The following is a 25,967-nucleotide window of genomic DNA, read 5'->3' on the forward strand; positions in this document are numbered from 1 at the left end:
CTTCGGAGTCCACGCAAAAAGGGAGAACGAAGATGACTGTACTAAGCACACAACTACCACGCGTCCCTTACACCGGGACCGCTGATGAAGCCGAACTTGAGCACTGGCGTGGTATCGCCCAGAAGATCGCCGACCAGCTTTCGGCGGATGCGCTGGAACGAGACCGTAAGAACGAACAGCCCTTTGCTGAGGTGCAATTATTGCGTGAGGCGGGGCTGCTGAATTTGCTGGTTCCCACCGAATTCGGGGGAGCCGGTGGACATTGGGCAACAGGCTTTGAAGCAGTTCGCATCATTGCCGCCGCGGACGGTTCAATTTCTCAGCTGCTGGCCTATCACTACATCAATCAGTCCGGAATTGCCTTTTATACGGCCCCCGAAGAGCAAGCCAAATGGTGGCAGCGCACCGTGGAAGGTGGCTGGCTCTGGGGTGACTCGGTCAACCCCGTAGATCCAACACTGTCTTTGGTTCCCGAGGGTGACGGGTTCCGGCTGAACGGTGCCAAGCGATTCTCTACCGGTTCGGGCGTGGGCGAAGTAATTGTGGTCAATGCCGAGGTTACCGAAGGTGAACGTGCTGGCGAGGTACTGGCTTTTGTACTCCCACGTGACCGCGAAGGACTGGAAATCGTTGATGACTGGGATTACTTGGGACAACGGCTGAGCGCCTCGAACTCCTTGAAGTACCACAACGTACGAGTCGAAGCCGAAGATATTCTCGGTCCGCTCACCGAGGAGCCGGTCTCTACGTTGCTTACCCCCGGAATTCAGCTGGCCTTCGTGAACTTCTATCTAGGGATTGCCGAGGGTGCATTGGCCCGAGGCAAGCAGATTCTGCTGGGCCGCAAAAACGCCTGGCTGTTCTCACAGGCAGAAAGCTACTCGCAGGACCCGATCTTCCAGCGCACCGTCGGCGAACTGAAGGCTCGTACCGCCGCTGTGGCGGCCTTGACCGAGAAGCTCGGGCACAAGTTTGATGCGCTACTTGCTAAAGCGGGCGAGGTTACTCAGCCAGAGCGTGCTGCGCTGGCAGTGGAAATCGCCGAAGCCAAGGTGGTGGCCACCGAGACCGGCGTAGAGGTTGCGAACCGGATCTTTGAAGTTACCGGGTCATCCTCGACAGCTAACTCGGTGGGCTTGGATTTGTTCTGGCGCAATGTGCGTACGCATTCGCTACATGACCCCGTGGACTACAAGAAGATCGAGGTTGGAGCGTATTTCTTGCGCGGAGAATCTCAGCCACTCTCGCTCTACACCTAAAACCAGATCAACCGATAAGGACGTACAGATGACTGCACTTGTTACCGGCACCCGCCTGAGCCAGCTCAAGTCTCGCTTTGCCCCGCTCTTTGAGCAGATCGCAGCCGGAGCGGCCGAGCGTGACCGCACCGGAGAATTGCCCTATCAGCAGGTGGCCGACTTAGCGGCCGCAGGGTTTGGCGCCGTGCGTGTCCCCGAATCTCACGGTGGGGCCGGCGCCACTTTGCCCGAGCTTTTTGAGCTTTTTGTTGATCTGGCAGCGGCTGACTCCAATATTGCCCAGGCGCTTCGTGCTCACTTCGCTTTTGTTGAGGATCGTCTGATCGCCGCTGATGGCGCGGGGCGTGACAAGTGGCTGGCTCGTTTTGCCAATGGCGAATTGGTGGGTAATTCGTGGACCGAAGTTGGTGCCGTGAAGGTCGGCGACGTGATCACCAAGGTCACCCCGGATGGTGAAGGTGGCTTCCGCATCAACGGTACTAAGTACTACTCCACCGGTTCTATCTTTGCTGACTGGCTAGATACTTATGCTGAACGCACCGATACCGGCAAGCGCGTCATTGCCGCCGTGAATCGCCACCAGCCCGGCGTGGAATTGGCCGATGACTGGGATGGGTTTGGCCAGCGTACTACCGGCACCGGAACGTCTACCTTCACAGATGCGATTGTGGCCGAAGAAGATCTGATCGACTTTGATACCCGGTTTAAGTACCAGACCGCGTTCTATCAGCAGGTGCTACTGGCAGTTCTCGCCGGCTCTGCCAAAGCTGCGGAACGCGATTTTGCTGCCGAGCTTAAGGCACGCAAGCGAACCTTCAGCCACGCGGCCGCCAATGTGGCCGCAGAAGATCCGCAACTGTTGCAGGTCATTGGTGAGGTTTCGGCGGCGGCCTTTGCCGCGGCTGGAACCGTGGAGCGTGTATCTCGTTCCTTGCAGAGCGCGTACGAAAGTGCGTTGGCCTTGCAAGCCGGTGAGATCTCGGTGGAAGAGGATGAGGCGGCCAATGATGCCGCTGAATTGGCCAGTGCTCAGGCGCAGGTAGTGCTCACCCCACTGGTGCTCAACGCCGTTAGCCATGCATTTGATGCCCTGGCAGCTTCGGCTACCAGTGTCTCGAAGAACCTGGATCGGCATTGGCGTAATGCGCGCACCGCAGGCAACCACAACCCGTGGGTGTTCAAGGCTCGCTTGATCGGTGACCTTGCCGTAAATGGCACCGAACTGCCGCGCGTGTGGGCGATTGGTGCGTCAAAGTAGCAGGGGCGAGCTGTCGCCGATCTCACTTGTTTGTGAGAGCCACGGCACGGGGTGTCGAGACTAGGATTGTTGAGGACTTTCAACAATTTTGAGGAATGCTATGACTGCTCAGGGACACCCAAACAGCCCGTTTAACTTCATTCAGGTCGTCATCGCCGCACTGGGCGCTGGTTACCTCAACGTGATCATTTTCTTCATCGGCATCGCCTCGGGCGCTTCGATGAAGGTCGGGGTGAACCCTGAGAAAGTTATTGGCTTCGATAACATCCTGCAGGCCACCTGGATCCCACTGTTGGCCTTCGGTTTTGTGGTCTTCTTGATCGGTCGTGCCAAGAAGGGCATCATCAAGGTGGCCCAGTGGATTGGCCTGGTGATCGCCGTGGTCTCAAGCGTTTCGGCAATCATGGCAGCATCTGATGTTGCTACCGCGGTAACCCTGACCGTGATGCACATCGTGACTGGTGCTGCTTGGTTCTTCGCCGTTCACTACGGCAACAAGAAGCTGCACGTTCCTTCCAAGGATGTTGTTGTCGCTTAACGAGGCTGGCAAACAAAAGCTTCGTCACCGCGGATCGCGAAAGATCAGCGGTGACGAAGCTTTTTTGCTATATCAGGCTATTTGCCACGCAGCCATGCCGTTGTGGCTGCCGGCAGCCGGCCAGCCACATCCAATGGCGCGCTGGACAGTAACAAAGTGCCCTCGGGAAGTGGCTGTGGTTCAGCGCTGAAGTTAGTGACGCTGATCCAGCCATTTGGCCGGGAAAAGGCAAGCACACCTTCGGCGGAATCAAGCCATTGGAGTGATTCTTCGCTTTGCAGTTCCTTGCGAAGATCCAGTGCCTGGCGATAGAGCTCCAACGTCGACTCCGGGTTCCCTTCCTGGGCTGCAACACTCAGGGAACCGAAATCCTCTGGCTGTGGCAGGTGGGGTTCTGCAGCGCCGAAGCCAAAAGACGGCCCGGCTGTCGTCCACGGGATCGGAACGCGGCAACCGTCGCGGCCCACCTCGACCCCCTTGTTCTTGAAGAATGCAGGGTCTTGTCGCTGTTCGTCGGCGATCTCGCTTACTTCTGGCAACCCTAGTTCTTCGCCCTGATACAAGTAGGCGCATCCCGGCAACGCCAACTCCAACAGTGTCGCGGCCCGCGCACGTCGAAGGCCAAGTTCCTCATTGAGTACCGACGGATCTGCGCCGTGGAGCAGCCACTTCTTCGCAGCATCGGGATCTCCTGCTAAGGGAAGTGCGTAGCGGGTGGCGTGGCGCACCACGTCATGGTTGGAATAGACCCAGGTGGTTGATGAGCCCGCGATCTTCGCCTGCTCGAGGTTGAAGGAAATGATCTTCCTGAACGCAGCTGCATCAAAATCTGCTTGCAACAAGTCGAAGTTGAATGCCTGGCCCAGTCCAGTGGAACGAGCGTAGGCAGGCCGACGATCTGAATTGGTCCATGCTTCGGCTACCGCGATGCGCGGTGGATCGTACGCATTAAAGACTTCACGCCATTGAGCATAGATGTCATGCACTTCATCGCGGTCCCAGATCGGGTGCGATCCGTCCCATGGGTGGGCATCCAGTTCCACTTTGGTAGGCAGGCCGGTCAGTGGAATGTCCTTAGCCAAGGCATGGGCCACGTCCACACGGAAGCCATCGACTCCTCGGTCGGACCAGAATCGCAACGTCTTGAGGAAATCCTCGCGGACCTCGCTGTTGGCCCAATTAAAATCGGGCTGTTCCTTGGCGAAGAGATGAAGGTACCACTGGCCGTCACCGACTGCTTCCCATGCCGGTCCGCCGAAGATCGACTCCCAGTCTGAGGGAGGCAGTTCTCCGTTGGCGCCTGATCCGTCCCGGAAGATATAGCGCTCGCGTTCCGCTGAGCCCTTGGGTGCTGCCAGCGCGGCTTGGAACCATTCATGGAGATTTGAAGAGTGGTTGGGCACGATGTCAACGATGACTTTGATACCTGCCTGATGCAGTTTTGTAGTCATCTTGTCGAAGTCTTCTAGAGTGCCTAATCGCGGGTCTACATTGCGGTAGTCGTCAACATCGTATCCACCGTCGGCTAGGGCCGATGGGTAGAACGGCGACAACCAGACCGCATCTACACCCAGAGCCTTGAGGTATTCGACTCGTGAAGCGATACCTTGCAAATCGCCTAGCCCGTCGGCATTGGAGTCGGCAAAGCTGCGCGGGTAGATCTGGTAGACCGCGGCCTGGCGCCACCAGGACGCATCCTCGGATTTCAGGGTGTTGGGGGTAGTGTCTTGAAGAGTCATGGTGTTCCTTTCAACGGTGTGTTTTTGAGGGTGGGCAAGTCGAGCGGAGCGATGGGATCAGGATTTGACGGCACCTTGAGTCAATCCCGACATCACCCAGCGTTGGGTGAAGAGATAGGCCACGACGCTGGGCGCCATCGCCATCAGATAGGAGGCGAAGGAGACATGGTAATTATTCGAAAATTGGGTTTGGAACAGCTGCTGTACCACAGGGAGAGTCTGATCTGCCTGCTCCGCGATAATCAGTGATGGCATCATGAAGTCGTTCCATGACCCGAGGAACGCGAAGATGGCCACAGTGGCGCTCATTGGTGCCAAAAGCGGGAAAATGATTCTCCAATATGTGGTCCAGTTGCTTGCCCCGTCGATGCGTGCGCTTTCTTCCAATTCGCCGGGTAGGCCTCGCAGGAAAGAAGTGAATAGCAGGACATTGAACGACAAGCCGAACATGACATGGAGGATGGCGACGCCTGCCGGATTATCCAGGCCGAAGAGTCCGGTGAGTTTGACCTGGGACAGCGCCAGGACCGGGAACGGTAGGAACATGGCTCCCAAGAGGTAGTAGAAGCTAAAGCGGTAGAACCGTTTGTCCCAGTTCCGGTGGATTGCATAGGAAGCCATCGACGCAACGAGCACCGCTCCGACAACTGCTACGAGGGTGATCAAGAGCGAGATGGTGAATGCCCTCGGAAAATTGACCAGTTCCCAGGCTTCGGTGAACCCTTCGATCGAGAGGGGCTTTGGAAGTGAGAACGCTTTACCGTCCACAGCCTGCTTGGCGGATTTGAATGCCATCGAAACGGTAACGAACAGGGGAACCAAAACTGCCAGCGCACATATGCCCAATAGGCCAGTGGCCCACCAATTGGTACGTTCATGTCCGACGCGTGAGCGGGATCGTTTGTTGAGTCGTTGTTGTAAAGTGAGGCTCATTTTGCTTGTCCCCTGTTCGTTAGGCGCAGCTGCAAGAGCGCGATGATCAGCGAAATAATGAAGAAGACTGTCGCATTGGCCATCTGATACGCATAGTCGCCACGTTCAAAGCCGGTGAAGATCGTCATGGCTATTGAACGGGTTTTCACTCCGGGGCCGCCGTTGGTCAAGCCGACAATGACATCGTAGGCGCCCAAGAAGTTCTTGAAACCGATGATTATGTTGATCCCGATGTAGCCAATCATCAGCGGCAGGGTGACGTGGACGAGTTGTCCGAGGGCGCTGGCTCCGTCGAGAGATGAGGCTTCGTACAGGTCGTAGGGGATCGCCATGAGCCCTGCAATATAGATGAGCATTGCCGAGGGGATCGCCTGCCAGGCACTGACGATGACGATCGACAGCCATGCGAGATCCGGGTTGGACAGCAGCGATGATTTCAGGAATTCGATGCCGAAATACTCGCCTACAGTGGGCAAGGTGTTCGAAAACAGGAAATTGAAAACATACGCGATCACGATTCCTGAAATCACCATTGGCATCACAAAAATGGTTCGCAAAGCGACCCTGGCACGGATTTGGGCGGTAAGCCCAACTGCAAGCAAGAATGCCAGGGCATTCGTCAGAAGCACAGTGACTAACGCGAAACCGATCGTGAAGCTGTAGGCGCCAATAATCGCAGGGTCGGTGAACAAAGCCGCGTAATTGGCTAAACCGATGAGGTTGTAATCTCCAAACCCAACGGAGTCTGTGAAGCTGAAGAAAATGCCCATGGCCGCGGGAACTGTAATGGCGATCGTGAAGCAAATCAAAGCCGGGACGAGGAAGCCAAGGTAGGTAGCCTCGAATCTGCGTCGTTTTGCAGGTGGGGTCGGCATTGGACGCTTGCTATCACTACGAGGTTTTGCTGGTGAGGTTAATGTCATGATGATCTCCTGGGCTGGCTAACTGCGTTGGGCTAGCCGGGCCCAGTCCGCGTCTAGGGTTGCTAGGGTTTGCTCTACGCTGCCACCTGTTACCAGTCCTTGCATGTAGTTCTCGAAGGGGATGGTGCGCGGAATCGCTGTCGAAACTCCTTGGTAGATGCGTCCGGTATCGATGTACGGTTGCATCTGCTTCAGGCGTGGATCTTTGGTTGGTGGCGAATCTGAACGAACACCAAATCCGAGCGCGGACTCGTTGTAAGCATTCTGGATTTCGGGCTGGCAGAGGAATGCAAGGAGTTCACGGGCCTCTGCCTTGTGATCGGATTGTTCGGGGATCCACAATGCGAGGTCGAGATTAACCCTGATTTTCAGGTCTCTTGGATCCTCAGTCATTGGCAGCGGGAAAGTGCCGATGTTGGCGTCGGGATTGGTTTTGGCAATTTCGGGTAGAGCCCAGGGGCCCTGCAAGTACATTGCCGCTTGACCATTCGCGAAGGCAAGATTGCCATCCCCGTATCCGCGATTGGCTGCATCGTTGTTGGAGAATTTTGCCAGTTCTTGCATTTTCAGCAGTGGATCAGTGAAGGCCTTAGAGAAAGTGACAGAGGAGTCAGGTGTGAAGTCGGAGCCGATTTCTCGCAGGTCGGCAAAGTGCTGGTTGATATCAATTGCCCCGCCAATAGAATAGTCCGCCAAGCCCTGCGAAGCTGTCCAGGCATCTTTGAATGTGGAGTAGATGGGCGTGATGCCCAAGTCGGACAGCTCACCGCACAGATCCAGCAATTCTGAATATCGAGTCGGGATGGAGAGACTGTGTTTCTCAAAAATGTCTTTGTTGTACAGGACAGCAGCACCCATCATGGAGTACGGCAACACCGATGTTCTGCCGGGGTAATCCGGGTAGAGATCCAGCAACTGCTTGATAAAGGGCGCGTTCATCTTCTGCTGAGGCAGATCTGACAGATCTGAAAGCGCCCCGCGCTCTTGGAATCGCGCCATTTCGAAGTTGTAGTTCAGGCATCCCAAATCTGGTGGATCATTGCGTGCGAAAGCGGCCGATAGCCCGGCAGTTACTTCGTGAGTTGCCTTTACGGTGCCTTGAGAGGAATTGAAGCGACCCAGCAGTTCACGAAAGTAAGGGATTACTTCCGGCTTGGACTGGTTGAAACGGATGCCGGCTCGAGCATCATCCGTGCCGCAGCTGGTTAAAGCCAGTGTTCCGGTTGCCAGCATAGAGGCGATGAAAGACCGCCGTTTCAACGGCCTTGACAAGCCCTCTGATCCAAAATTCATGTGCATCTCCAGTGATGAAGTGAAGTGGGTCACTTTATATCCGAAATAAATTTAGCACCTCAATAAACTCACGTCTATACTTTGAACGTGAGTTCAGTAAAAAATATTGAAGCGCTGGAACCCGGGTCCGTGGACAGCGCTACAGCACTGCGGAGGCTGAATACCCAACGTGTACTGGATGCCGCGTGGGCGCGCGAAGCGGTGACCGCAAGCGAGCTCATGTCCCTAACTGGCCTGACTCGCGCGACGGTGCTCAACCAGGCGAAAGAACTGGTGGAATCCGGTTGGCTTATCGAAGCCAAAGACACCAGAGCTGCCGGCGCTTACTCCAAGGGGCGTCCGGCGCTGCGCTATGAACTGAACCTGGCTCATCGATTCATTGTGGGAATTGACGCAGGGCAACACCGCATCAGCTTGACGCTCAGCGATGTACGGGGGACGCAGAAGTCTCATTGCGAAGCCAAGGTGGACCCGCTTGCGACGGGCGAACATCGAGTGCGCGCCACCGAAAAACTACTGACGGAGTTGTTGGCGGAATTCAACATCCGAAAGCTTGCAGCCATCGTGATTGGTGTTCCCGCGCCTGTCGATGCCGATGGCATGTCGCCGGACGATGACAATGGTTTTTGGGTCAAGATGAACCCAGACTGGAAAGCAGTCCTCGGTAAATACACCTACCTGCTGAGGGTTGAAAATGACGCGAACCTGGCTGCCATTGCCGAAATGGAAGATGGCACCGTTGGTTCGTTCGCCTCGTTGATGGTTGGTGAGCGTATCGGCGCGGGCCTAGTGGTAGATAACCACTTGCTGCGCGGCGTCAAGGGCCTGGCTGGAGAAATGCGATTCCTTTCGCATGTCGCCGGTGTGGGAAACGCTCATGGCCTTGGATCTCTGGCGCGTGAGCAGGCAAAAACGGCTTTATCGCAAGGGGTCAAAAGCAGCTTGGCGGAATTGCCGGCGGATGAGTTACGTGCGGAAGACGTTTTCCAAGCAGCGGCCGGGCATGATCAATTAGCTCAAAAAATCCTGGAGTCGCTGGGTGACCGACTGGCCAAGATCAGTGCAGTCATTTCGGGTTTCCTCGGTTTGGAACGTGTGGTGCTTTCAGGTGCGATGGCAGAAATACTGGAACCGGTGGTTATGATCGCTCAACGTGAACTCTCCCAGGAGCCGGAACTGACCTGCGTTCAGCTAACGGCCTCGACTCTGGGTGCTGAAGTTGCGATGCGCGGGGCTGTGGATCTCGGGGTGCAGCTCGTACGCAGCGCAGCGCCGTTCTAGAAGGCAGAAGAATGCGCTGCCCGAATGAGCGATTAGCGATGGTGATGGACCAGGTAGACCAGCATGGCGATGATCTTGTGGGCGACGATGATCGAAAAAATCCCTGCGCCGACAAAGCAGCCCAGCCCAATGACATGTACGACGGTCATACCAAAAATGTTGAGGCCTAACGAAGAGTTAATTTGAAAAAGGGTGCCCAAAGACGTCGTCGCAACGCCTATGATCCACAGGAGAATACCGCACCAAAAAAATACCAAGGTATCGATTCCTGGCTTGCCCCTAACTGCCATGAAGGTCCTCCTGAAAGTAAATGTTGACTTGAGTCTATGTAAGAATCAGGTTTCGGTCTATGGGGAAACTGGTTCGATCGACGGGGGCTGTACCGCCTGGCGCATGCGTGGCATCAGCAATAGGCTGGCCGCCGCGGCAAAGCACAGCATCGCTGCAGTGATCCACGCGGCCAAATAGCTTCCGGTGCTCTCGCGAGACAAGCCCGCGGTCAGCGAACCGGCGCCAGCCCCAACCATGTGGAAAGCAAAAACCCAACCGAAGACCACGGTCGCCTTCACCGGACCAAAGTACGCTCGGCACAGTGCCACGGTGGGCGGGACTGTGGCTACCCAATCTAGACCGTAGAAAATGATGAAGATCCACAACATCGGCTGCACGGTCGGCCCCATGAGCGTGTGCAAGAACAACAGCGAGAGGCCACGCAGGAAATAGTAGACGGCAAGCAACAGCCACGGTCGCACGCGGTCGGTGAGCCAGCCGGAGAATACCGTGCCGAGAATATCGAAGATGCCAATCAGCGCCAGTAAACCTGAAGCGGTGGTGGCCGGCATCCCGTGATCGTGCGCGGCCGGGATGAAGTGGGTTTGAACCAACCCGTTGGTGGACCAACCGCAGATCCAAAAGGTCATGGCCAGAACCCAGAACGCCGGATAGCGAGCCGAAGAGAAGAGCACTCGTAGGGTTGCGGCTGCCATGGATCCTTGAGGCTTGGGTGCCGGTGGGGTTGCTTCGCTGGCGCCGTAAGGTAGCACCCCAACCTCTGCGGGCGAGTTGGCAAACGGCCAGCGCAAAAGCGGAATGATCAGTATGGCAAAGGCGGCAACAATCAGTGCGGCAATCCGCCATGAAGCGCTCTCGATGACATTAACAATCACCGGGAGGAAGAGGAGCTGACCAGCTGCGTTGGCTCCGGAGAAGATTCCCATCACCAATCCTCGTCGAGTGCTAAACCAACGGTTGGCGACGGCAGAACCGAAGACCAACGCCATGGCGCCGGTGCCCAAACCGACCAACAGGCCCCACAAAACCCAAAGGTGCCAATAGGTCGTGATGAATACCGACAGGCCAGCACCCGCAGCAACCAATGCTAGAGCGACCATGGCGACCTTGCGCATGGAATACCGTTCTAACAAGGTGGCAGCAAATGGGGCGGCCAACCCGTAGACCACCAAATTGATGGTGACTGCGGTGGAAAGTTGGGTGCGTTGCCAGCCAAATTCGGATTCTAGTGGTTCAAAGAACGCGCCCGTTGTGGAACGAAAGGCCGCGGTCGCTACTAAGGCCAAGGTGGTGATGATGGCGACCAGCCACGCGCGATGCAGACGCGGCGCGGGCGCTGATGAGGGAGTTGGCGCGGGTTCGTTCGGGTCGCTCATGAACCAAGCATCACACCGGATCAAACTAGGCGCATAGTTGATGACAGCCGGCGACGTTCAACCCAGCCTCGCGGCGCTGGCCAGGGTAGCCCGCGCCTGGCGGAGCAGGGGTTCGTCGACCATTTTCCCGTCCAAAGAAAAGACACCTGGATGAGCTTTAGCTTCGGTGAGAATCCGTTCGGCGAGTTGTACTTCGGCTGGAGTTGGCGCGTAGGCCTGCCGAATGATCTGCATCTGGTTGGGATGGATCGAGGCTTTGGCAGCGAAGCCCGAGGCCTTGGCATCCTGGGCTTCGAGGAACAATCCTTGAGTGTCCGGGATGTCCAAGTAGACCGAGTCAATGGCGGCCTTGCCCTGCGCGGAGGCATGGATCAACACTTGGGAACGCGCAAAACTGGCCACCAGACGGTAACTGCCATCATCATGGCGCGATGAGGTTCCGCCTAGCGAGGCAATCAGGTCTTCAGCACCCCACATTAACGCCACGACATTTGGTGCCGCTGCAATCTGTGCCACGTTGGCGATCCCGGCCGCCGTTTCGCACAGGGCCACCACCGAATAGTCCGCCAGCTGGGCTGGTTCTGCTGATGATTCCGCCTTGGGGAGCATTACCGTGGTGTAGCTGGTGCTCTTGAGCGCTTCGAGATCGCGGGCGAAATGTTCGGTGTCCACTGGGTTGACGCGCACGATGGTGCACGCCGGGTCCAGATCGCTCTCGCGCAGGGCACGTCGAGCGGCTTCCTTGTTACCTTGGGCGACGGCATCTTCTAAATCAATGATCACAGCGTCGGCCCGGCTGGCCGCCTTGGCATAGCGTTCTGGTCGGTCGGCCGGGCAGAAGAGGATGGCTGGACCCATCATGAACTCACTCATGCTCTGCCGCCTTTGCTTGTTCATGCGCCGCCTTGGTCCACATCAAACAGGTGCGGGTGGCGGTGGCGACAATCTCCCCGTGCTGGTTGCTTCCGGTATGAGTCATTGACGCCAGTCCCTGTCCTGGGCGTGACTTTGAGGGGCGCAGTTCGGTGATCTCGGTTTCGGTGTACAGGGTGTCACCGTGGAACATCGGATGCGGGAAACGCACATCGCTGATACCCAGCTGCCCGATGATGGTGCCTTCGGTCAGCTGAGCTACCGACTGGCCAATCATCGTGCTGAGGGTCAGCAAGGAATTGATCAGTGGTTTGCCAAAGGGCTGGGTGGCAGCCCACGCGGCATCCAGATGCAATCCCTGATTGTTCATGGTCATCGTGGTGAAGGCGATGTTATCCGCTTCGCTCAACGTGCGCCCGGGCTTGTGCGCGTAGATGGCGCCGAGGACCAACTCGTCAAAATACAGTCCGCGCTGTTCGATTCGCTGCCCGCTCATACTGATGGCTCCTTTACTTCTTGTTGTACTGGTTCCACGGTGGCGATGACTTGTTTGGCTTTGACCAGATCTCCGGCCTTGAGTCCAGTCATATGCACGATGCCGTCGGCCGGAGCTACCAATTGATGTTCCATCTTCATGGCTTCCACAATGGCCAGTACCTGCCCGGAGACGACGTTCTGCCCATCACTGACCGATACCGAAATCACCGTGCCGGGCATAGGGGATTGCACGTCTGGGGAGTAATGCCCTGATTCTTTGGCTAGGGTGGCTAGCTGTCGTTCGAGGACTTCTTCTCGTGAGAGTTGCCGCAGGGCGGCGCCCCAACCCTGCCCGCACAGCCATAGGGTGCCATCGGGGGCGAAGACATGGTTAACGCCCGTTGGTTGTGCACTGATGGTGAACTCTTCACCGTTCACCAGAACCAGCGACGTATCAGCGTCGCGGGTCAACGAGGTCTCGATGATGTTCTCAGCAGTATCAAAATGGGCGGTGATGGCCCGAGTTCCTTGCAGTCGCCAGCCATCACGAGCACCCCAGGCGGTGGGTGCTGCCGGTTCCTGGTGATGCGCCAGGTGCGCGGCCAGAGCAAGCTCGTACCCACCAAGAGTTCGGAAGGTGAACTGCGGCATCTTGCGCTCGATCAGGTTGGTATCCAACCGCCCTGCGGCCACATCATCATCGGCCAAGAGTAGGCGAAGATACTCAATGTTGGTGAGCACCCCAAAAACTTCGGTTTCTTCTAGGGCGCGATCCAGACGGGTGAGTGCTTCGGTGCGGTCCTGGCCCCAAGAGATCAGTTTAGAAAGCATCGGGTCGTAGTGGGCACTGATTTCTAGCCCGTCACGTAGAGAGGAATCCACGCGAATACCTGAGGGTTCACGTACCTTGAGCACCGTACCGGTGGATGGCAAAAATCCTGCTGAAGGGTCTTCGGCGTAGAGACGGGCCTCGATGGCGTGACCTGCCAGTGACACCTGGTCTTGGGTGAAATCCAAGGGCTGGCCGGCGGCGATGCGTACCTGCGAGGCGACCAGATCTAGCTTCTGCCCATGCACTCGCACTACTTCTTCGGTGACCGGGTGTTCGACCTGCAGGCGCGTATTCATCTCCATGAAGAAGAACTCGTCGGGGTTCTCATTGCTGAGTAAAAACTCGACCGTACCCGCCCCAACGTATCCCACCGATTGGGCTGCGGCCACCGCGGCAGCTCCGATGCGCTCGCGCAGCTGCGCACCGTGTTTTAGGTTCTCAAAGAGCGGGGCAGGGGCTTCCTCGATGACCTTTTGGTGCCGGCGCTGCAAGGAACATTCACGTTCACCTAGGTGCACCGTGTTTCCGTGGGCATCTGCCAGGATCTGCACCTCGATATGCCGGGGATTGCGCACCAAGCGTTCGAGGAACAAGGTGTCATCGCCAAAGGCGTTGCGCGCGGTACGCCGCGCACTGGCTAAGGCTTCTGGTAAGTGTTCGGCGGATTCCACGGCGAACATTCCCTTGCCACCGCCACCGGCCGATGGTTTGATCAGCAGCGGGAAACCGACCTTGGATGCGGCAGACAAAAGTTGCTCATCGCTCAGTCCCGGTTCGGCGATGCCGGGCACCACGGGCACCTGGTGGGACTGCACATGGTTTTTGGAACGGATCTTGTCGCCCATGAGGTTGATGGAGTCCACCGGTGGGCCAATGAATGCGATGCCGGCAGTTTCCAGCGCGCGGGCGAAGTCCACGTTTTCCGAAAGGAATCCGTAACCAGGGTGCACCGCTTGGGCGCCTGTTTGCTGGCAGGCCTTGATGACAGCGTCGATGTTCAGATAGCTTTCCGACGCGGCAGCACTGCCAAGCCGCACCGCGATATCCGCGTGGGACACATGCAGAGCCCCGGCGTCGGCATCCGAGTACACGGCGACCGATCTAATGCCTAGCGCGCGTAGGGTGCGGATGATTCGTACGGCGATTTCACCGCGGTTGGCAACAAGGACCGTGTCAAAAAGTTGGGTGTTCATGGTGTTCTCCTCGCCTTACATCCGGAACAGGCCGAAGCTGGTCTCTGGGATTGGTGCGCGGGCGCAAACATCTAGGGCCAGGCCCAGTACTCGGCGGGTATCGGCCGGGTCGATGACCCCGTCGTCCCACAACCGTGCGGTGGAGTAGTACGGGTTGCCCTGCGTCTCATACTGCTCTTTGATGGGCGCCTTGAAACGTTCCTCGTCCTCGGCGCTCCAGGTCTCGCCGGAGGCTTCGATGCCATCGCGCTTGACCGTGGCCAGCACGGAGGATGCCTGATTTCCGCCCATGACCGAGATGCGCGCATTCGGCCACATCCATAAGAAGCGGGGGGAGTAGGCGCGCCCGCACATGGAGTAGTTGCCGGCGCCGAAGGAGCCTCCGATGATCACGGTCAGCTTGGGGACCCGGGCGGTGGCCACGGCGGTGACCATTTTCGCCCCGTGCTTGGCGATGCCATCAGCCTCGTAGTCGCGGCCCACCATGAACCCGGCAAGGTTCTGCAAGAAGATCAGCGGGATGCCGCGCTGGTCGCAGAGTTCGATGAAGTGGGCGCCCTTCATCGCGGACTCGGAGAAGAGCACCCCGTTGTTGGCGATGATCCCCACCTGGTGTCCATGGATATGGCCGAAGCCGGTGACCAAGGTGGTGCCGTACTCGGCTTTGAACTCGTGGAAGGCGCTGCCATCCACAAGCCGGGCGATGACCTCATGCACGTCGTAGGGGGCGTTGACATCCACCGGGACCACTCCGGCCAGTTCGCTGCCCGGGTAGAGCGGCTCGGCGACCTGGGCCTCGATGTTCCACGCCGGGGCGGGGTTGGGCGGCAGGGTGGAGATGATGTCGCGGATGATCATCAGCGCGTGTTCGTCATTCTCGGCCAGGTGATCCACTACGCCGGAAGTCTTGGCGTGTAACTCCCCGCCGCCGAGTTCTTCGGCCGTGACGATTTCGCCGATGGCGGCCTTCACCAATGGTGGGCCGCCGAGGAAGATGGTGCCCTGGTTGCGTACGATCACCGTCTCGTCGCTCATCGCCGGCACGTAGGCGCCGCCCGCGGTGCAAGAACCGAGTACCGCTGCCAGTTGCGGGATTTTCTTGGCGGAAAGCTGCGCTTGGTTGTAGAAGATGCGTCCAAAGTGATCGCGGTCCGGGAAGACCTCGTCTTGCATGGGCAGGAAGGCGCCGCCCGAGTCCACCAAGTAGATGCACGGCAGGTGGTTTTCGAGGGCGATTTCTTGGGCGCGCAGATGCTTTTTGACCGTCATAGGGAAGTAGGTTCCGCCCTTGACCGTGGCGTCGTTGGCGATGACTAGGACCTGTCGGCCGTGCACCAACCCGATGCCGGCGATCACTCCGGCGCCGGGGCTGGAACCGTCGTACATGTCCTCTGCGGCCAACGGTGCGATCTCTAAAAACGGTGAGCCAGCGTCGAGTAATTGATTCACGCGTTCTCGGGGTAGTAGCTTGCCACGGGCAACGTGGCGAGCCCGGGATTTTTCCGGGCCACCCAGAGCAGCACGGGCTAGACGTTCTTGAAGCTCGGCGATCAACGGTGCGTTGGAGGCAACGTTCTTCTCAAAATCTGCCGGGTCCGGTTGGGATGAAAGCGTCTTCACTTTTTCAGTCCTTGTAGTTCGGGTTCGCTGGCGATCGCTAAGGGGATCGGAAGTTGGTTGGCGGCCAGTGGGAATTCGTCAGTGACCGCGAGCATGCGCATGGCCAAGGAAATGAAGTTCAGCTGCACTTCAGGCAGGGTGAGCCGTCCATCGGGTCGGTACCAGTGGGAGACTCCGGTGCCCATTTCCATGATGGCCAGCCGGGCGATGCCCAGATCCACGGTATTAAAGACCCCTTGGTTTTTTCCCTCGCGCAAAGCGCTGGCGAAGAGTTGCTCGTAGTCATCGCGGAGGGCTTGCATGTGCTGGCGGTGCTCGGCGGATAGCGCGCGCATTTCATGTTCGGCGACGCGAGAAGTCTGCGGATTAGTGGCGGTGAAGCCCACGTGGAATGCAACCAGCAGGGCTACCTGACGTACTGGGTCGTGGGTGCCCGACAGTGTTTGGGTGGCTCCATCGATCATTGAGGTGAGGCAGTTTTTGATGATGCCCACCAGCAGTTCTTCCTTGCCGCCGACGTAGTGGTAGAGCGTTGCCGAATTCAGTCCCACCGCGGTGCCCAGCTCGCGGATGCCGGTTGCGGCAAATCCGCGTTGCGCAAAGCAGGACACCGCTGCTTGCTGGACTTTACCCAGTTCCAATGGACACCACCTTGTGTTCCCAATCAATCGATTGACAGTGTCTATCCAAGCCGAGAACAACTGTGGTGTCAATCACTTTTGATTCGTTCGGGGTGATGTTCAGGCTCCACGGGGCGTGCGAAATATTTGGTATTTCATTTATGAATCAAATGCAGAAGACGATAACTCATGATGGTATTTACTACCAAATCTGAGTTGATGATATTCAGGCGCCCATGAATTGCGACCGGAAAGTACCATGCCACGACCCATCGACACCGCCGTTGCCACTACCAGCCGACGACGGCTACTCGCCGCAAGCGCAGGACTTCTAGGGGGAGTTTCCGAAAGGCGACCTGTTTTTGTGGTGTTTGTGCTGGTCAAGGCGTTTTCGAGGCGTATTACCTAGGCGGGGCCTTCCGGTCGGTTATCGCGTGGGGGCGTAGGTCTCGAGGTTGAAGAGTTTGGCGAGTTTCTCCGCGGTCGTGGAGTGGTCGGTGAGCGGGCGTTGGGCGCGGGGTCGGCCCTTGACACCGTCGTGGTAGAGCAGCACGGTCTCTTCGATGCTGCCCAGTTCGTCATGTCCAGGGCCGCCGACGAGGTATCCAGGCCGTACTCTGCCACGGTCTTTGCCGCCACCCGGGTGCTGATTTCTTCCAGGTGATCCGCGGTGAGCTGGTTCATCACATCCCAGAACCGGCGGTAGTCAAGCTTCGCGGCGCCGATCTCCGTGAATCGCGGCCCGGCAGTGGCCTGCACAAGGAAATCCGCCCTGGCCGGGAACCGGCCAGGGCGGAAACCTTCTGTGTGCGCTGCGAGGGCCTGGCCAGCGCACTTATGGGTTGAGCCTCGATTTCCCTTCGATTATCCGGCGGTTGTTGCGGTCAGCTCACCGGGCATGTGCCCCATCTCTTCGAGCCCCTCGCCGGTGACTCGAACCATCCGCGCGGCGCCGATGTCGTAGAAGAGGCCGGTCAGAATCAGTGACCCGTCCTTGACCTGTTGCGCGAGCATCGGATGCGCGGCCAGCTGTTCGATCTGCTGGATGACGTTCACCATGGCCAGCTGATCGGTCTCCCCGTAGCCGGCGCGCTGTGCTGCAGTGCCGACCTGGTGTCCGGCCTTGTGAATGCCGCGAACCTCGCGGAGTCGTCGCAGCCAGCCTTCCACAGGACTTGGGGTGGCGGATGACGCTTTCTCCGGCTGCTTCAGCAGGGCATCCATGGCACCGCAGTTGGAGTGGCCGCAGATCACGAGGTGGCGTACGCCCAGCTCATTGATGGCGAATTCCAGTGCCGCTTCGACCGCAGGGTCGGAACCCACGCTTCCGACTACATTTCCGACATTTCGCACGGTGAACAAGTCTCCGGCGCCGCTGGAGGTGATGAGGTTCGGGATGACGCGCGAGTCCGCACAGGTCAGGAAGAATGTCCGCGGGTTCTGCTCTGCAGCGAGTTCCTCCATGTCCGGCTGCACCATGCGGGCGTGACGGCGGTGGTACTGCTCGATGCCGCGAACCAAGGCCCTTTCTCCTCGCTCAGCAGCGTTGCCCGCATGGGTGCGCTGCCAGCTGTTCCACGGGGCCATTCCACTGCTGATCGCCGAACGCAGGCGGCCGCGTTGCGGCGGGCCGTCCTGGGCTTTCTGCAGGGCTGCGGTGCCATGCTCCTCGATGCTCACGCGGCCGTCCGTGGCCTCGTGGCGGATCTTCCACGCGGACAGGGTTTCGGCGACGGAGCGGTCGATGAAGTCGGCTTCGATGTCCACGATCACCTCACTGCCTTCGGGAATTCCCGTGAGCACAGAGCTGAGCCTAGGCATGGAGAGGAAACTGCACGAGCCCTCGACCATGACATGCCAGCGCTGGGCGCCTTCGGGCGTGTCGTCGATTTGTTCGGCGTGGATATTGCTTCGCACAACGCGCCAGAGCACCATCAGGAAGGACAGTGCCAGCCCCAGCATGACCCCTTCCAGCAGGTTTTCGAAGACTACCGTTGCAAAGGTTGCAAGGTACACGATGGTTTCGCCGGAGCGGCGTGCATTGAGCAGGTCGGCGACCTTGATCAGCTGGATGCCCACAACGATCAGCAGCCCGGCAAGCACCGAGATCGGGATCTGCATGATCAGCGGTGCGAATAACAGCGAGAACAACAGCACCCAGACGCCGTGCATCACGGCAGAAGCGCGGGTTTGTGCGCCGGAAGCAACGTTGGTGGCGCTGCGCACGATCACACCGGTCACCGGAAGACCGCCGAGCAGGCCGCTGCTGATGTTGGCTGCGCCCTGTCCCATGAGTTCGCGGTTGAAGTTGGTGCGCGGTCCATGCTGCATGCGGTCCACTGCGACTGCAGACAGCAGCGATTCGACGCTGGCGATCAGGGCCATGGTGACGACACCGATGGCGAAGAGCCCCCACCCTCCGGTGGGCAGCGACGGCAGTGCGATCACTTCGAGCAGATTGCCCGTGAGGTTGATTCGCTCGACGGCGCCGCCCAGGGGCAGGGAGCAGAGGGTCACTACGGCTACCGCCACCAGCTGGGCCGGCACCTTGCGGAATTTCTCGGGCAGGCGCTTCCAGATCAGGATGACGGCGATGACGGACAGGCCCAGGAGTGCCGCCTGCCAGTGCATTCCGATCAGGCTTTCCGGCAGTGCGGCGATGTTTTCCCAGGCGTGACTGCGCGACTGGGCGCCAAGCAGAGTGTGCACCTGTTGCAGCACGATGGTGGCACCGATGCCCGCGAGCATCGCCTGAACCACCACGGGCGAAATCGCCAGGGCGAGCCGACCCAGTCGGCTGAGCCCGAAGAGGATCTGCAATACTCCCGCGCAGACTGTGATGGCGCAGGTGACCTGCCATCCGAATTGATTGATGAGCCCGGCGACAATCACGGTGAGCCCGGCCGCGGGACCGCTGACCTGCAGGGGGGAGCCGCCGAGGGAACCGGCGACGATGCCGCCGATGACTGCGGCGATCAAGCCGGCCATAATCGGCGCTCCGGATGCGGTGGCGATTCCGAGAGACAGCGGCAGGGCTACTAGGAAGACAACCAGAGAGGCGGCGATGTCAGGTCGCCAGTGGCCTGCGGTGCGGGGCGGCGGACTGCCGGTCGTAGGATGTTTTGCGGTTCCGGGCAAGGACACTGTGTACTCCTGTTTCGTCGTTGATTCAGTCGATGCGACGGAAGGGCAGACGCGGTGATGCGGCAATCTGGATCCTCGTCAACTACAACTACAGCATTAGATATTTTCAGTTTCTTGTCATATAAATTGCGGGGAAGTTACGAAGAGCCATGAGTATCTTGTGCAGATTCTTTGATATTCATTCCTGGCCGAGCATAATTCAGCGAAAATGTTAAGGTAAGTTTTTCTTCGGCGATTGGAGTTGAAATAAATTTTCGATTACACGTCTTGTATGATAATGAGAATAGTTATCATGAATGTCGCTTGGTGGGGGTATCGCGACCTCGCGCCGGGGCACTGAAAGTCACTGGTCCCGGGGTCGCCTGGGCAAGGCGTGGCGCGGCTGCCTCATTGAATGCATGGGCCGTCCGTGGTTGTCGTCGGGGCGTTCTTTGGCAATTCAGTTACTGGCTACTAACTGAATGTTGCGCCTCTGTTTGCCATTGATTCCCCTTGTTAAAGCCCTAAAGCTGGCGGTCATGCTGCGGTCCTGTGACGTGCTGAAGTGTGCCCCGTGCGTAAATCGGGTAAATCTAAGGACGTTGAGTCAGGGGCCGTGCACAGAACTTTCCGCACGACATTGAGGGAGATGCCTTACCAATGGCCAAATTATTTACACCCACACCGATGAAGCCCTGATGCTGGCAACCCACTCGTTCTTGCGAATCGTTGAGGCCTTCGCGTCGACCGCAGGCGTGGAACTTGCGGCCCGCGATATCTCGCTGGCAGGCCGCATTACTGCTACCTTCCCTGACTATGTCACCGAAGAACAGTGCATCGGCGATGCTCTGGCAGAACTTGGCGATCTAGCCAAGTCCCCAGAAGCCAACATCATCAAACTGCCAAGCATCTCGGCATCCATCCCACAGCTCAAGACTGTTATCGCTGAGTTGCAGGCTGCCGCTTACGCACAGCCTGACTGCCCGGACAACCCGAAGTGCAGCATCCCATCCAGGGCTCACATCGACGTGACGAGCAAGTCGAACACCAGAGCCCCTTCGCCTTGTCCATGGTTGCGTGGACTCCCGGGTGACCCCTGAACTGCTTTTTGACCAGGGGATCGGAGACCTCTTTGTCACCCGTACGGTTGGGGCGGTGCTTGATGACACCTTGGTGGGTAGCATGGAATTTGCAGTCTCTAGCCCGTACTCGGGTCCACTCCTGGTGATCCTCGGACATACTGCCTGCGGTGCAGTAACCGGAACGCTGAAAGCCATGGAAAAGATCCAAAGGACCCGCAGTTCCCCTGAGAAATGGATGACTTTGCTGAACAAATAGCTTCAGTGGACCGCAAGGCTAAAGTAGAGGGATCGGGCAGTGACGCGGTGAATAAGGTGGCGAAGGCCAACGCGCTCGCCGTCGCTGAGCAACTTCTAGAGTGCTCAGTCATAATCCGCAAAACCGTTCAAGAAAAGCGGACCCGAGTGGTGCCAGGTGTTTATGATTTGGAGACCGGGGAAGTGAGCTGGCTGGAGAGCTAGGCCCGCGCCGAACTCGAAGTTAAAGCGAAATCCCCGCCGGCTGGGCCGGCGGGGATTTCTACGATCATCACTCGCACCTTCAATGAGGTAGTTACTACGTTACCCACGCTTTCTATGCTCGGGCTGAGCACAAGCTTCAGGGTTGCAGTACATCCGGTGCGGGAATGGGACTGCCTATTTGACGAGGTAGCCGCGCAGGTCATCGAGGATCTGCGAGGCGCCGGTTGGGCCCAAGCCCAGGAACCAAACGTCATCGTTGACGCGGACAGCCTGATTGTTCTGAACGGCCTTCAGCTTCTTCCATAGTGGACCTTCGATGGCAGCCTTTTCGCCGGTAGCTTCGGGGGTGCCGTAGGAGGAGTAGAAGATCCAGTCCGAATCAGCTTCGGTGAGGTTCTCTGCAGAAATCTCGGCGGCCAGATCATCGATGTTCTGGTTATCGGGACGCTTCAGGCCAGCGTCCTTCAGGATCACGCCGATCAGCGACTTGTTGGCGTAGAGGCGGATCTTTTCTGGCATGAAGCGCAGCAGGGAGATCTCCGGGTCGCCCTTCACGTCATTGCCCAGAGCGGTGGCCTTGTCCTGGTAGGCGTTCAAGGTTTCCACGGCTTTGGTTTCCTCGCCGAGGGCTTCACCGGCGAGCAGGAAGTTTTCCTTCCAAGGGAAGCCAGGGCGGATCGAAAAGACCGTTGGCGCGATGTCGTTGAGCTGGGAGTACAGCTTGTCAGCACGCAGCTGCGAGCCGATGATCAGATCCGGCTTCAGGGCCGCGATGGATTCCAGGTTCAGTTCCTGGATGGTGCCAACGGTCTTGGCGTCCTTGACCTTATCGGCAAGGTAGCTAGGAATGGGGCTGGAACCCTCGGTGGAAGGGATGCCTACCGGGGTGATGCCCAGGGAAATCACGGCATCCAATTCACCGGTATCCAGAACCACGACACGCTGTGGCTTGGATTCCAGGGTGGTGGTTCCGTTGGCGTGGGTGATGGTGCGGGGGAACTGGCCGGCTTCGGCGTCGGAGCCGAACTTTGCGGTCTCTTCATCTGCGGTGGTGAAGTGCTCGCCTCCGATCGCAACGTCCTTGTTTCCTGAACCGGAATCGCTTGTGGTGGACGCGCCGCAACCGGCGGTAAGGCCGACCAGCGCAAGGGCGGTGGTGGCAATCAGGGTGCGGCGCCATGAAGCGCCCAACTTAGAAAAATTCACACAGTGAATATACCCTATTTCACTAAGGGTATCCAAAGGTTATTGCGTAAGAATTCCTCGTTGCGCGGTAGAGTAACTATGTTCCTTGCAGTACCTCCCACGAAGGGCGCCGATCATTAGCGCTAATCCATCCAGCCCGGCCAAGGCGATGCGCGCACCTGCGCCGCGAGGTGTGAGCACAGGGCGAAAGCTCATCCTGCTACTTGTGCTTGCGGCGGTTCTGCTGGCGCTCGTCCTTCTATCACTGGCCATTGGATCCCGTCAGCTTCCACTGGGCGATGTTATTACCGCACTGACGGATCCCGCACCAACGGTGGAACGCAGCATCGTGGTTGAATCGCGATTGCCACGCGCACTACTTGCCGTACTTGCTGGTTTGGGACTTGGCGTCGCAGGAGTGTTGGCCCAAAGTCTGACCCGTAACCCGTTGGCGGAACCTGGAATCTTAGGTGTGAACGCCGGGGCTTCCTTGGCCATCGTGATTTCGGTCGGTTTCCTTGGCGTGCAGGGCTTTAATGGCTACGTCGTGTTTGCTTTCCTCGGTGCGCTGCTGACTACGGCGGTGGTGTATTTGGTGGGCATGCCTCGGCCTGGATCCAGTGATCCGGTACGCCTGGTACTTTCCGGTGTGGCCATCGGGGCGGTATTGACCGGAGTGGGAACAGCCCTGTCCCTGATCAAGCCGCAAGCTTTTGATCAGTTGCGTGCCTGGACCATCGGTTCTTTGCAGGGCCGTGACTCCTCGATAGTGCTCACGCTTGCAGGGTGTTTGCTCGTTGGCCTGGTGTTGGCCGCGAGCAGTGCGAGGTCATTGGATTCTTTGGCGTTGGGCGAAGATAGCGCCCGGTCATTGGGAACCAATATCGGGCGAACACGAGTGTTGGTATTGCTGGCGATTACAATCCTCGCTGGAGCTTCAACGGCCGCGGTGGGTGCGATCGGATTTATCGGTTTGATGGCACCACATGCAGCTCGGCGGCTGGCCGGTGCACATACCGGATGGATCATCGCCTTTACCGCGCTGATTGCTCCGATGTTATTGCTGTGTGCCGACATGCTCGGGCGCGTGCTCTTGCCTGGTGAATTGCAGGCTGGTGTGGTGGCGGCCTTCCTTGGTGCTCCCTTGCTAATCATGATTGCCCGCGGGAAAAAGGCGGTGGCCCTGTGAACCTACGTAAGGCACTGGCTGCGCCGAGCACCCTGGTCATTCTCCTGCTCTTATGCCTTGGGGTGAGTGTCCTGGCCATCTCTGGTGGCGAGTATCAGATGAGCCCGTGGCAAGTCGTGCGGGTACTTTTTGGTGGCGGTGAAGGCATCGAGAATATGGTCATTTGGCAATGGCGCATGCCTAGGGCCCTGGCTGCGCTGGTCTTCGGTGCGGCGCTGGCGCTCTCAGGTTCGGTCTTCCAATCCTTGACCCGAAACCCCTTGGGTTCCCCAGATATCATCGGCTTTTCCACCGGTGCCTATACCGGTGCGTTGGTGGCCCTGACCGTTGTTGGCGGCGGCTATGTTGCCACGAGCGTGGGTGCGTTGATTGGCGGTTTGCTTACCGCGTTCCTGGTTTACCTCTTAGCGTGGCGCAATGGCACCGCGGGATTCCGACTGATCCTCGTGGGCATCGGCATCTCCTCGGTGCTGGCCTCGTTTAACCACTTCATGGTGCTGCGCGCCGAGCTGGATGTGGCGATGGCGGCAGCCGTGTGGGGTGCCGGGACGTTAAACGGTCTGAGTTGGGCGACGGTGATTCCACCGATGGTGCTGGTCGTGCTTTGCGCCCTAGCCTTGCTAGCTGGTAGCTCCCGATTGCAAATGCTACAGCTAGGCGATGACCTCTGCCGGGCATTGGGCATGCGGGTTGAACGAACCAAATTGCTCTTTGTGGTGCTCGCAGTCTTTTTAGTCGCAGCGGTTACCAGCGTTGCCGGGCCGATCGCTTTTGTCGCCCTAGTGGCCCCACAAATTGCTCGTCGCGTCATGGGTAGTTCTCGGTTGCAGTTGCTTCCAACTGCGCTGGTGGGCGCATTATTGTTGGCGGGCAGTGACTCGCTAGCGCAGCGTCTTTTCGCCCCGGTGCAGTTGCCTGTTGGTGTGGTGACCGTGTGCTTCGGTGGTGTGTACCTGATCTACTTGTTGAACCGCAGAACGGCCAAGGTCTAAGGCGATCCAGTCGAGGCGAACACTTCGCGGGAGACAAGGCATGCGGCGTTCAGTCTAAAGAGCTTTTCATTATTATTGAACACGGCAAAAAGCTGAACAGTTGAAGTTGAGGGCGAGAACCGATAGCGGTTCTCGCCCTCAACTTTGGGTGTATGTAGTTTTACATGATTCCGGTTGGTACCAGTAGCGCCCATGATAGTGCTGGGGCCAGGAGAACGATGGCACCTGCATACATCATCAGCTGCTTGTAGGTTCGCTGACGCTCGGCTTCCTTCACGTTGGCGACGACCAATGCACCGGCGGTCGAGAACGGAGACACATCGACCACGGTGGCGGAGATGGCAATGGCTGCCACCGTGCCGGAGGCGCTCAGTGAGCTGACGGACAGTAGCGGGCCAGCCAGCGGGATGAATGCTGCGAGCAATGCGGTCGAGGAAGCGAAGGCCGAGCCAATTCCAATCACGTAGCACAGCACCAAGGCAATCAGGATTGGTGCTCCCAAAGCCAAAGCCATGTGAGCCAAGGTATCAATGACACCAATGTGAGTCAGCAAGGATACGTAGGTGATCATGCCGGCCACCAGTAGAACCGTGGACCAAGAAATGCCTGCAACAAACTTGTGCTGATCTTTGATATTCAACAATGCCAGCAACAGTCCTGCACTCAGTGCGACAAATCCGATAGGAAGGCGCAGTACCAAAGCGCAGAAGAGCATTGCGCCGATCAGGATCAGCGTGTAGATCTGTTGCCCCTGTGGACGAGTGCTACGTGATTTCTCTACCTCGCTGTGCGAAGTTCCTTTGCCGGTACGTAATTTGCCCATGGCCGCAAAAACGATCACGGTGAGGATCGAGAGGATCAGATTGATCGCGAAGCTGGCGAGGAACAATGCGTTGGGGGAGATGGGGAAGCCGTTCTCCATGGCAATGTCGTGAACCAAAACGCCGGCCACAGACAAGGGAGAGAACCCGCCGGCATGTGCGCCGTTGATGATAAATACGCCCATCAGCAACGGGTGGATCCGTGACTCGTAGGCGAAACCAATCGCCGCAGGAGCAAGCAGTGCCACCGCCGCAGGGGAGAAGGTTCCCAGAGAGGTCAGCGCTGCAGCAACGAGGAAGAATACCCATGGCAACAGCATCGTCTTGCCTCGAACCAGCCGGACACAGTTTTGCACGATGACGTTGATGGTTCCATTGTGCTGAGCCATCGAGAAGAAGTACGTGACACCGATGATGGTCAGCACAATGCTGGCCGGGAAGTCTTCGAGGATTTCCTTATCGTCCATGCCCAGCATGAAGTAGCCGATGCCGAAGGACGCGACCAGGCCCATGACGCCAATATTCACTGGCCACTTGGTGGCAATGATGAACATCAAGAGCAGAACGACCAATGGGACGATTTGTTCAAAAGTCAGGCTGGCCCCGGGCG

At 58.1% G+C, this 25,967-nt stretch carries 21 protein-coding genes and 1 pseudogene; 8 read left to right on the top strand and 14 right to left on the bottom strand.

What is annotated here, in order from left to right; translation table 11 throughout:
- The first annotated feature begins 32 nt into the window (after positions 1 to 32).
- From FJV47_RS05620 to FJV47_RS05630, 3 genes are all read left to right on the top strand, one after another.
- Complete coding sequence (locus tag FJV47_RS05620) at positions 33 to 1,259, top strand: acyl-CoA dehydrogenase family protein (RefSeq protein ID WP_159610830.1); 1,227 nt, start codon at positions 33 to 35, stop codon at positions 1,257 to 1,259.
- Between the two features lie 28 nt (positions 1,260 to 1,287).
- The gene (locus FJV47_RS05625; RefSeq protein ID WP_159610832.1) at positions 1,288 to 2,517 is read left to right on the top strand and encodes an acyl-CoA dehydrogenase family protein; all 1,230 of its coding nucleotides are present in this window, start codon (positions 1,288 to 1,290) and stop codon (positions 2,515 to 2,517) included.
- A 100-nt stretch (positions 2,518 to 2,617) separates the two neighbouring features.
- A complete protein-coding gene (locus FJV47_RS05630) occupies positions 2,618 to 3,055 on the top strand; it encodes a DUF6069 family protein (RefSeq protein ID WP_159610834.1) in 438 nt (145 codons plus the stop codon).
- 77 nt (positions 3,056 to 3,132) lie between these two features.
- Here the strand turns inward: FJV47_RS05630 and FJV47_RS05635 are convergent, their stop codons facing one another.
- The 4 genes from FJV47_RS05635 to FJV47_RS05650 are packed head-to-tail and all read right to left on the bottom strand — an operon-like array spanning position 3,133 to position 7,943.
- Positions 3,133 to 4,794, bottom strand: a complete 1,662-nt coding sequence (locus tag FJV47_RS05635; RefSeq protein WP_159610836.1) for an alpha-amylase family glycosyl hydrolase — start codon at positions 4,792 to 4,794, stop codon at positions 3,133 to 3,135.
- A 57-nt stretch (positions 4,795 to 4,851) separates the two neighbouring features.
- Complete coding sequence (locus FJV47_RS05640; RefSeq protein WP_159610838.1) at positions 4,852 to 5,727, bottom strand: carbohydrate ABC transporter permease; 876 nt, start codon at positions 5,725 to 5,727, stop codon at positions 4,852 to 4,854.
- Positions 5,724 to 6,650: a carbohydrate ABC transporter permease gene (locus FJV47_RS05645; RefSeq protein ID WP_159610840.1), complete on the bottom strand. Its 927-nt coding sequence runs from the start codon at positions 6,648 to 6,650 to the stop codon at positions 5,724 to 5,726. The genes FJV47_RS05640 and FJV47_RS05645 overlap by 4 nt, the downstream gene beginning before the upstream one ends.
- Before the next feature lie 18 nt (positions 6,651 to 6,668).
- A complete protein-coding gene (locus FJV47_RS05650) occupies positions 6,669 to 7,943 on the bottom strand; it encodes an ABC transporter substrate-binding protein (RefSeq protein WP_159610842.1) in 1,275 nt (424 codons plus the stop codon).
- Between the two features lie 87 nt (positions 7,944 to 8,030).
- On the opposite strand from FJV47_RS05650, the gene FJV47_RS05655 reads away from it, so the two are divergent.
- The gene (locus FJV47_RS05655) at positions 8,031 to 9,224 is read left to right on the top strand and encodes an ROK family transcriptional regulator (protein WP_159610844.1); all 1,194 of its coding nucleotides are present in this window, start codon (positions 8,031 to 8,033) and stop codon (positions 9,222 to 9,224) included.
- A 32-nt stretch (positions 9,225 to 9,256) separates the two neighbouring features.
- Here the strand turns inward: FJV47_RS05655 and FJV47_RS05660 are convergent, their stop codons facing one another.
- The 8 genes from FJV47_RS05660 to FJV47_RS05695 form a co-directional block, all read right to left on the bottom strand.
- Positions 9,257 to 9,514, bottom strand: a complete 258-nt coding sequence (locus FJV47_RS05660; RefSeq protein ID WP_159610846.1) for a hypothetical protein — start codon at positions 9,512 to 9,514, stop codon at positions 9,257 to 9,259.
- Positions 9,515 to 9,571: 57 nt separating this feature from the next.
- Positions 9,572 to 10,891 (bottom strand): MFS transporter, encoded by a 1,320-nt coding sequence (locus tag FJV47_RS05665; protein WP_159610848.1) that lies wholly within the window; start codon positions 10,889 to 10,891, stop codon positions 9,572 to 9,574.
- A gap of 57 nt (positions 10,892 to 10,948) precedes the next feature.
- Complete coding sequence (locus FJV47_RS05670; RefSeq protein ID WP_235026356.1) at positions 10,949 to 11,764, bottom strand: CoA ester lyase; 816 nt, start codon at positions 11,762 to 11,764, stop codon at positions 10,949 to 10,951.
- Positions 11,757 to 12,260 (bottom strand): MaoC family dehydratase, encoded by a 504-nt coding sequence (locus FJV47_RS05675; protein ID WP_159610850.1) that lies wholly within the window; start codon positions 12,258 to 12,260, stop codon positions 11,757 to 11,759. Before FJV47_RS05675 ends, FJV47_RS05670 begins: the two co-directional genes overlap by 8 nt.
- Entirely contained in the window at positions 12,257 to 14,266 is a 2,010-nt protein-coding gene (locus FJV47_RS05680; protein WP_159610852.1) for a biotin carboxylase N-terminal domain-containing protein, read from the bottom strand. Before FJV47_RS05680 ends, FJV47_RS05675 begins: the two co-directional genes overlap by 4 nt.
- Before the next feature lie 15 nt (positions 14,267 to 14,281).
- The gene (locus FJV47_RS05685; protein ID WP_159610854.1) at positions 14,282 to 15,886 is read right to left on the bottom strand and encodes a carboxyl transferase domain-containing protein; all 1,605 of its coding nucleotides are present in this window, start codon (positions 15,884 to 15,886) and stop codon (positions 14,282 to 14,284) included.
- Positions 15,883 to 16,527: a TetR/AcrR family transcriptional regulator gene (locus FJV47_RS05690; RefSeq protein ID WP_159610856.1), complete on the bottom strand. Its 645-nt coding sequence runs from the start codon at positions 16,525 to 16,527 to the stop codon at positions 15,883 to 15,885. The genes FJV47_RS05685 and FJV47_RS05690 overlap by 4 nt, the downstream gene beginning before the upstream one ends.
- A gap of 843 nt (positions 16,528 to 17,370) precedes the next feature.
- Positions 17,371 to 19,650 carry a bifunctional SulP family inorganic anion transporter/carbonic anhydrase gene (locus FJV47_RS05695; protein WP_159610858.1) on the bottom strand — a complete coding sequence of 760 codons (2,280 nt, stop codon included), beginning with the start codon at positions 19,648 to 19,650 and terminating at the stop codon, positions 17,371 to 17,373.
- 647 nt (positions 19,651 to 20,297) lie between these two features.
- Between FJV47_RS05695 and FJV47_RS05700 the strand changes: the two are divergent.
- Positions 20,298 to 20,624: pseudogene (locus tag FJV47_RS05700) on the top strand (NADP-dependent isocitrate dehydrogenase); the annotation flags it as partial.
- A gap of 94 nt (positions 20,625 to 20,718) precedes the next feature.
- On the top strand, positions 20,719 to 20,967 hold the full coding sequence (locus tag FJV47_RS05705) for a carbonic anhydrase (protein ID WP_061955886.1): 249 nt from the start codon (positions 20,719 to 20,721) through the stop codon (positions 20,965 to 20,967).
- 377 nt (positions 20,968 to 21,344) lie between these two features.
- On the opposite strand, the gene FJV47_RS05710 is transcribed toward FJV47_RS05705, so the two are convergent.
- Positions 21,345 to 22,376, bottom strand: a complete 1,032-nt coding sequence (locus FJV47_RS05710) for an ABC transporter substrate-binding protein (RefSeq protein ID WP_370514945.1) — start codon at positions 22,374 to 22,376, stop codon at positions 21,345 to 21,347.
- 85 nt (positions 22,377 to 22,461) lie between these two features.
- Here FJV47_RS05710 and FJV47_RS05715 point away from each other — a divergent pair, with 85 nt between their 5' ends.
- Together FJV47_RS05715 and FJV47_RS05720 are read left to right on the top strand one after the other, a co-directional pair.
- The gene (locus tag FJV47_RS05715) at positions 22,462 to 23,544 is read left to right on the top strand and encodes an iron ABC transporter permease (RefSeq protein WP_235026357.1); all 1,083 of its coding nucleotides are present in this window, start codon (positions 22,462 to 22,464) and stop codon (positions 23,542 to 23,544) included.
- Positions 23,541 to 24,536, top strand: a complete 996-nt coding sequence (locus tag FJV47_RS05720; RefSeq protein ID WP_235026358.1) for an iron chelate uptake ABC transporter family permease subunit — start codon at positions 23,541 to 23,543, stop codon at positions 24,534 to 24,536. Before FJV47_RS05715 ends, FJV47_RS05720 begins: the two co-directional genes overlap by 4 nt.
- A gap of 160 nt (positions 24,537 to 24,696) precedes the next feature.
- Here the strand turns inward: FJV47_RS05720 and FJV47_RS05725 are convergent, their stop codons facing one another.
- Positions 24,697 to 25,953: an SLC13 family permease gene (locus FJV47_RS05725; protein WP_235026366.1), complete on the bottom strand. Its 1,257-nt coding sequence runs from the start codon at positions 25,951 to 25,953 to the stop codon at positions 24,697 to 24,699.
- Positions 25,954 to 25,967 lie beyond the last annotated feature (14 nt).

The organism is Glutamicibacter sp. JC586 (assembly GCF_009805585.1).
GTDB lineage: Bacteria > Actinomycetota > Actinomycetes > Actinomycetales > Micrococcaceae > Glutamicibacter.